The organism is Pseudonocardia pini (assembly GCF_013870575.1).
GTDB classification, from domain to species: Bacteria; Actinomycetota; Actinomycetes; order Mycobacteriales; family Pseudonocardiaceae; genus Pseudonocardia; species Pseudonocardia pini.
This window is the reverse complement of record NZ_JACBXB010001031.1, coordinates 1-1,555: the sequence shown is the minus strand read 5'-3', so window position 1 is coordinate 1,555 and position 1,555 is coordinate 1. Positions and strand designations below refer to the sequence as shown.

General features: G+C 75.0%; 1 protein-coding gene and 1 pseudogene. Both read right to left on the bottom strand.

Annotated elements, in window-relative coordinates; genetic code table 11:
- Nucleotides 1-1,255: oxidoreductase (locus H5J29_RS32180; protein WP_446686507.1), on the bottom strand; the 1,255-nt coding region annotated here is incomplete at its 3' end.
- Nucleotides 1,255-1,555, bottom strand: a pseudogene (locus H5J29_RS32175) (2,4-dienoyl-CoA reductase); the annotation flags it as partial. The gene H5J29_RS32180 and the pseudogene H5J29_RS32175, both read right to left, overlap by 1 nt.

The following is a 1,555-nucleotide window of genomic DNA, read 5'->3' as shown; positions in this document are numbered from 1 at the left end:
CGGGGTGAAGCCGCCGGACCGCGGACCGCTGGGGGTCTGGGCCTGGGCCGTCGAGAGGTGGGGGCGGGGGATCCAGGTTCAGGTGGGCCGGGCGGTCCCGGTCCTCGGCCCGGCGGGCCGGGTGGCGGACAGGGTGGTTCCGGTGGGCAGGGCGGTTCCGGCACGCACGGTGGGTACGGCGGTCCCGCAGGGTCGGGGTCCGACCAGTCCGGGGGGCGGCCCGGTGGTCCTCCTCCCGGGACGCACGAGCCCGAACCGCACACCCGCATGTTCCCGCCCGTCCCACGCACTCCTGGTTGCAGCCCACGCAGGCCCGTTCCCACCCAGGTCCGGCGACCAGGCCGCGCGCGAACCCGACGAGGTCCGCGTGACCCTCGCGCAGCTCCTGTTCGCCCAGCTCAGGCGTGGTGAACCGGCCCACGGCGACGACCGGGACGGACACCGCCGCCCGGATCGCCGACGGGACGAAGGTGGCGTAGCCCGGCGGCGTGTGCATCGACGGCTCGACCAGGTGCAGCGACGACGTGGCGACCCCGACCGTCGTCGAGAGGTAGTCCACGCGGGACTCCAGCGCCTGCGCGACGGGCACGGGGTCGAGCCCCTCCTCGCGCCCGAGCCGCACGCCGAGGATGCGGTCGCCCAGCTCGGCGCGCACCGCGTCGAGCACGCGCAGCAACAGCCGGACCCGGTTCTCGACCGGGCCGCCGTGCGCGTCCGTGCGGTGGTTCGTGGCCGGGGAGAGGAAGCACCGCAGCAGGGAGGCCTGCGAGCACTGCAGCTCGACGCCGTCGAACCCGCCCTGCACGCAGTGCCGCGCCACCTGCGCGTACCCGGCCACGATCGCGTCGAGGTCGGGCTCGGTGAGGGCGACGGGGACCTCGCGGAACATCGGGTCCGGGATCGGCGAGGGCCCGCGGACGGGGGCGCGCGAGTACATCCCGGAGGCCTGCGGGCCGTTGTGGTTGAGCTGGGCGAGGACGAGCGAGCCGTGCGCGTGGACGGCGGCGGTGATCGCTCGGTAGCCCGGCAGGACCGCCGGATCGTGGCCGCGGATCATCTGCTCGTAGGGGTGGTCCTCCGGATGGACCGTGTGCTCCTCGGTGATCACCAGGCCCGCGGTGCGGGCCCGCGCACCGTAGTACGCGGCGTGCCGCGCGCTGGGCAGGCCCTCCTCCGCGAACCCCGTGAGGTGCGCGGTGAACACGATGCGGTTCCGGGTGGTGGCCCGCCCGATCCGCAGGCCCTCCTGCAGCATCACACCCCCACCTGTGAGCGGCGATCGTCGCTCACGACCGCCTGGCGAGCCTCCCGCACGGCCTCGTGCACGGTGCGGGGTGCCACGCAGTCCCCGATCCGGGGATGTCCGCGCAGCGTCGTGTCCGGGAGCCGGTGCGCGCAGTCGATCACCAGCGTCGCCGGGAGCTCGCGTTGCTCGCCGTGGTGCACGTCGCCGACCAGCACGGATCCCTCGCCGACCGAGTGCAGTCGGGAGAACGTGACCCGCTCGACGCCCGCCCGTTCGAGCCGCGCGTTGGCGTCGGCCAGGTCGCCGGTA